Annotated in this window: 3 protein-coding genes and 1 pseudogene; all 4 read right to left on the bottom strand. The window is 69.3% G+C overall.

What is annotated here, in order from left to right; translation table 11 throughout:
- Nucleotides 1–4,361: putative T7SS-secreted protein (locus ACRDP3_RS15090; RefSeq protein WP_431517450.1), on the bottom strand; the 4,361-nt coding region annotated here is incomplete at its 3' end.
- Entirely contained in the window at nucleotides 4,361–4,912 is a 552-nt protein-coding gene (locus tag ACRDP3_RS15085; RefSeq protein ID WP_431517449.1) for a hypothetical protein, read from the bottom strand. The genes ACRDP3_RS15085 and ACRDP3_RS15090, both read right to left, overlap by 1 nt.
- Nucleotides 4,909–5,334: a hypothetical protein gene (locus tag ACRDP3_RS15080; RefSeq protein WP_431517448.1), complete on the bottom strand. Its 426-nt coding sequence runs from the start codon at nucleotides 5,332–5,334 to the stop codon at nucleotides 4,909–4,911. The genes ACRDP3_RS15085 and ACRDP3_RS15080 overlap by 4 nt, the downstream gene beginning before the upstream one ends.
- A 157-nt stretch (nucleotides 5,335–5,491) precedes the next feature.
- Nucleotides 5,492–5,862, bottom strand: a pseudogene (locus ACRDP3_RS15075) (phosphoesterase); the annotation flags it as partial.

Genomic DNA, 5,862 nt, shown 5'->3' with positions numbered 1-5,862 from the left:
ATGTTTTCGAGCTGGCGACGAGCAAAACCCTTGTTGTGGGGGACTACCTCCTTGCCGGTACTCGGAGGGCAATCTCCCGGAGCCAATCCGAGAACGTCAGTCCCGGCGTGCGGGTTGCGGACGTAAGTGGCGGGGTTGGGGGCGGGCGTCAGGCCGAGGGGGTCGGGGGTGGTGTAGCGGGCCGTGGTGGGGTCGTAGTAGCGGTGGAAGTTGTAGTGGAGGCCTGTTTCCGGGTCGTAGTACTGGCCCGGGAAGCGCAGGGGTGTGTAGGTGCTGCTGTCGGCGTTCCAGGTGGTCGTCCCCCAGAGGGTCGTGCGGGTGCGCCAGGCGATGTCGCCGCTCTCGTCGACGAGTTCGCTGGGGGTGCCCACCAGGTCGGTGACGATGGCGAAGAAGCGGGAGTCGATCTCTGCCTGGGTGGCGGTGTCGGTGAGGCGTTCGGTCTGGGACAGCGGTGTGAAGCCCTCGTGGTCCCAGGTCAGGGTCACCGGGTGCGGCAGGTCGGGAGCGGTGGTGGTCTGTTCGATGAGGGTGGGGCCGTCCCAGGTGAAGTCGACCTGCTCGATGACGGTTTCGCCGTCACCGGAGAGGCGTTGCTTCGCGGTGCGGCGGCCCATCGGGTCGTAGAGGTAGCGCCAGACGGTGCCGTCGGGGGTGGTCACGCTGCTCAGGCGGTCTTCGGCGTCCCAGGTGTAGCGCCAGGTGTCGGGTTTCTTCGACAGCCGGGTCTTCTGGCGCAGCGTGATGCGGCCGGCGTCGTCGTGTTCGTAGCGGATCTTGCCCGCCGAAGTGATGCGTGTGCCGGTGTAGTTGCGGGCGCCTATCGCTTCCGGGGCCGCGTGGGCGGTGGGCCAGGCGGCGTGGGTCTGGTTGCCCGCCTCGTCGTAGGCGTAGGTCTCCGTCCAGCCCCGTGCGTGGACCGCTGTGACCCGGCCCGCCGCATCCAGGTCGAAGTTGCGGCCGCCGGTGAGCTGGTCCTCGATGCCGGTCAGGTAGCCGTCCACGCGGTAGGTGTAGGCGCGGTGCTGGATGGTTGCCGCGTCGTGTCCGGTGAGGGTCTGGCTGGTGAGGCGGCCCCATGGATCCCACAGGTGGGAGAGCGTGAGCCCGTCGCCGATGCGGCGGCCGGTCTCGCGGCCCGCCGCGTCGTGGGTGAAGTCCAGCGTGTGGCCGTTGGCGGTCACCGTGGTGCGGTTACCCGCCGCGTCGTAGGCGAACGTCGAGACAGCGCCGGTGGGCGTTACCCGGCGAGTGCGGCGGCCCAGCGCGTCGTAGGAATGAGTCAGTACGCCGCTGCCGGTCATCTCGGACTTGATGCGGCCCAACTTGTCCCGCTGCCAGCGGACTTCGCCGTCCGGGCCGATCGCCTCGACCATGCGGCCCGCCGTGTCGTAGGCGAAGGTGGTGACCCGGTCGCCTGCTGCCTTGCGGACGATGTTGCTCAGCTCATCGCGCTCATAGGTGACGGACGTGCTCAACGGGTTGATGCGGGCGATCAGTTGGCCTGCGGCGTCGTGGGTGTAGCTCTGGGTGCGGTCATCGAAATCCGTCTCGGACACCAGACGGCCTGCCGGGTCGTACTCGTACGACCACGTCAGCCCATGAGGGTTGGTGACCTGCGTCAGACGGAGTTCGGCGTCGTGGTCGAAGGCGTAGCGGACGCCGTCCGGGCCGGTCTGGGCGGCCAGTACGTCGAAGTGCGTGTATTCGTACGTCGTCTCGCCGCCGTTGGCGTCGACGTGGCGTGTGCAGTTGCCCTCGCCGTCGTACGTCCAGGACTGCACCGCCCCGTCAGGGTCGGTACGGCGGGTCAGCTTGCCCTCCACCGTCCACTCGAGGCGGCTGACGGCGCCCAGCGGATCGGTCAGAGCCACCGGACGGCCGAAAGCGTCGCGTTCGTAGCGGGTGATCGCCCCGAGCGGATCGGTGATCTCGACGGGGAGGCCAGCCTTGTCGCAGCGCACCCGTGTCGTCTCGCCCAGAGCATTGGTCACTCCGGCCAGATTGCCGTGCGCGTCGTAGGCGTAGCGGGTGATTTGACCGGCCGGGTCGGTAGCGGCGATGCGGTTGCCGTGCTCGTCGAACTCGTTGCGCCACACCGCGCCGTCCGCTTCGCGGATCTCTACGGGGAGGCCGAGGTGATTGCGGTCGACCGTCGCTTCGCGGCCATCAGGCCGCACGACTCCGGACAGCCGGCCCGCCTCGTCGTAGGCGAACGCCGTCACCCTGCCCAGCGCATCCGTGCGCCTCAACGGACGGTTGAACGCATCGCGGTCGGTGTGGACCGTGTTCCCCAACGCGTCGGTCACCGCCACCACTTGGTAGCGGTCGTTGACCAGGTGGCGGGTGGAGTGCCCCTCGGCCGTGGTCAGCGTGGTGACCTTGTGGCCCGTTCGCCCGTCCACTTCGTCGTAGCCGATGCGGACCTGTAGATGACCTGCCGTACCGCCCTCGGCTATGCAGCGGTCGTGGTGGTCGTAGACGTAGTCGTAGCGGCGGTCGTTGGTGTCCGTCCAAGAGATGACGCGGCGCTCGTCGTCGTATGCGAAACGCAGCGGCAGGCCCGAGGAGTTGACCACGTCGGTGAGGTTGCCGTCCGTGTACCCGTACCGCATCAGCACGGTGTCGGTCAGCGAAAGGGCTGTGATGCGGCCGGCCTCAACCGTGAAGCGCAGCTCATATCCGCCGCTGTGGCCGATGCGGACCGGGGTGCCGGTCGCCTCGTCGTACTCGAAAACCACGCAGTTGCCGTTGCGGTCGCTGAGCTGCTCGATGCGCGCGTCACCGTCCACCCCGTCCTCCGGCGGACCGAAGTGCCGTACCCACCCGGTGTCGGGGTCGGTGAGCGTGAACCCGCCATCGGCCGCCCGCTCCAGCGGCATCCGGGGGCCGGCGCTCGGCAGGGTGGGCAGTCCAGGCCCGGGGTGCGGGTAGGACAGGACCAGGCCGTCCTCCGAGATGTAGACCACGCCTTCGGCGTCGACCTCCAGGCGCTGGTCCACCGTGGACGTCCACGACGGCCCGAACCAGCGTCCCAGCCGGTAACCGGACTCCACCTGCCGCCGGAAGACCAGCGGAAGGGCGCCCGGCAGCGTCACGTCTGTCTGCGGAAGGAACATCTTCCCGGTCGTGAGGTCGACGGGGTCGGTTCCGTCGCAGGGCCTGTTCGGGCCGTCGGTGTCGTTCTTCCTGTCGCCGTTGCCGTCCAGATGGCCTCGACCGGAGTCGCCGCCCTCGTGCCGTCCACCGCCCTTGAGTGCGCCCTTCAACCCGCCCCGCAGGAGGCCTGTCCCCTTGCCGGCGGCGACCTCGGGAAGCAGCGCACCGATGAAGTCGCCCTTGTCCTTCCGGTAGCTGTCGGCGATGGCCTCGGCGGCGGCCTTGGGGTTCCGCGCCGCTTGGTAGATGCCGAGTGAGGTGTTGTTGAGGTTGGTTGCGAACTGGGCGGGATGGGTCAGGTTGTACGGCTCGATCGGGTTCATGGTGCGGGCGGTGGAGACCATCCCGGCCGCCCCGTAGATCACGCCACCGCCGACGTGGGACATATCGTCGAGATTGATCTCCGTGTCGAGGTTCATCTGCGCGACCGCGGACGGTTTGGGCGGTGCCGCGTCGCGCGCGGCCTGGAGCGACGTGCGCACCCGGCCCTCTGCCTCGTTGCGCTGCTTTCGGGCGGCGTCGAGGGTCTCCTGAGCCTTCTTCTCCAACCCGGGCCCAGGGTCCTGGAAGTCGCCCGGGTCCGTCGGTCTCGGACCGGGGTCTCCGCCCGACGCCGCGGCCGAGTTGTACGCCTTGGCCTGCCGGTTGTAGGCATCGACCTGCTTGTTGTGTGCTTCGCGGGCCTCTCCAGACTCCTTCTGGGCTTTGTCCCACTGCTCGATCGCTTCCTTCGCCCGGCCCTGGGCCCACTCCACGGTTCCGGCGAAGTCCTCGAGCGCGTTGGCCGCCTTCTCAGACGCGTCCGCCGCCTTGAACCATTTCTTCGGCTCGGCGGCCGCCTTCTCCCGGAAAGCGTCGGCGGCCTCGCCCCTCATGCCGCTGGAGTCCACGCCCCGCAGGCCCTTGCCGACCTTCTCGAAGGCCGACTTGAAGTCCTTCAGGTGACCGGCGGTCGAGCGAAGCTTGCCAGCGCTGCCGTGGACGAGTTCCTTCTCGTCCCGGGTCTGGCCGAGCTGAAGTTCGTCCGTGTCGGCGCCCAGGTGGTTGGCGGCCCAGTTCTTGCCGCTCCGGACGACCTGGGCGCCTTCCTTCCAGCCGACGTCGTCCAGACTGTCGGCGAGGGCGCCCCCCGCGCTGTCGATCCCCTCACCGACACGCTCGGTGCCCTTCTCCACCCAGTCGTCGACCGGTCCCCAGCCCATCAGCGCTTACCGTCCTTGCCCTGCGGGTTCTCGTCGCCGGGGGCGGGAGCCCCCGCATTCCCGTCAGGGTTCTCCCATCCCTCCCGCGCCTGCAGTGCGGCCTTCGTCGAGGACTCCGCGCTGTAGTCGGGTGCGTCCGGCGTCAGGATCTCGCCCCAGTCCTGCTTGCCGGCCTGCTCCCGCGTCAGGCCCGGATTCGACCAGGTGTTGACGCTGTTGAGCCCGTACTTGAACGTGCTGCTCCAGTATTCGTCGGTCGCGTGCTGCAGCCCCACGGCCAGGCCCAGCTTCTCCGCAAGCCCGTTGGCGTTCAGCATCAGCGCCCTGATCCCCCACTCCCAGCGGTCGCAGAAGTCCTCGAAGTCGCTCGCGACGCCGCCTGTGCCGGCTTCCTTGTTGGTGAGCGCCAGATTCTCAAAGCCCGCGCCGCGGTTCGAGCTGGTGACCCCGCTGCCTGTCTCCTCCAGTTCACCGATCGCGGCCTTCATGCCGTCGACGATCAGCTTCAGGCTCTCCTTGCTTACGTTCAGATCCCCGCTACCGTCGCTCATCGCGCGGCCTCCCCTGTGGTCTCGTCGCCCCCGCCCGGTCCCGTATCCGCGTCCACCGCGGCCCTGTCGGGAACGATCCCCACGACCGGCGGGAAGAGCATCGAACGGTCCTCGTCGGCCACGTCGACCGCGACGCCCGCCGGGCTGCCCAGGGACGGGATGACGGTGTCCAGCAGCCGGCCGCCCAGCACGGTGATGTGCTCGCGCTTTGCCGGAGCGGCCGGGCCCAGGCCCGCGTCGAAGCGGGCCAGCGCGGTTTCGTCGGTGAAGGCGTAGACCCAGCGGATGCCGCCGAAGTCCCCCGACATCAGGCCGCCTTCGAAGAGGGGCACCAGCACCGCCGCTCGGCGGAACTCACCCAGCAGCGCCGCCGGGTTCCCCTCACCGGCGCGCGCGGCGGTTATCTCGTCCGGGAGTTCCATGCCCTGCTCCGCCCCCGCTCGGCAGCCGTTTCCGTGACGGGAACCACCGTATGTCAGTCGCCCGGCCGATCACCGCGGACGTCCGGGCTGTGAGGAGGGTCACCGCGGTCTGGCGGCCCCGGGCAACTCTCGTCCCGGGGCCGGTGATGACCGGCGCTCAGTCGCTCGGCGCGCGGTAGACGGTCAGCGCCTCGTGCTGCTTGTCCAGCAGCAACTGCCGCGGAGCCTCCGCCACTTCGCCGTCGAAGGCGAGGTGGGTCCCATGCGGTATGCCGGTGATCAGCATGCGGCGGAGCCGCGTCGTGCTGTGCAGCGGTGAGCGGTCCACGGCGCTGGTGAGGGCCGCGACGACCAGGCGCGTACGGGCCCAGCGGCCCGCCTTGACGATACGGATGTCGAGTTGGCCGTCGGCCAGGTCGTGCCGGCGCACCGGTGCCATGCCGACCCGGTAGGCGCAGTTGCCCGCGAACAGCAGCCACAGGGCCCGCTCCTTGCCGCCCAGTCCGGCCTCCACCGGTCCGCTGGTCC

This window comes from Streptomyces sp., assembly GCF_050698815.1.
Taxonomy (GTDB): domain Bacteria; phylum Actinomycetota; class Actinomycetes; order Streptomycetales; family Streptomycetaceae; genus Streptomyces.
This window is presented reverse-complemented; position numbering and strand designations above follow the sequence as displayed.

Coding starts and splice junctions, on each gene's coding strand:
- ACRDP3_RS15085 (WP_431517449.1), bottom strand. CDS start 4,912: ATGAGCGACGGTAGCGGGGATCTGAACGTAAGCAAGGAGAGCCTGAAG.
- ACRDP3_RS15080 (WP_431517448.1), bottom strand. CDS start 5,334: ATGGAACTCCCGGACGAGATAACCGCCGCGCGCGCCGGTGAGGGGAAC.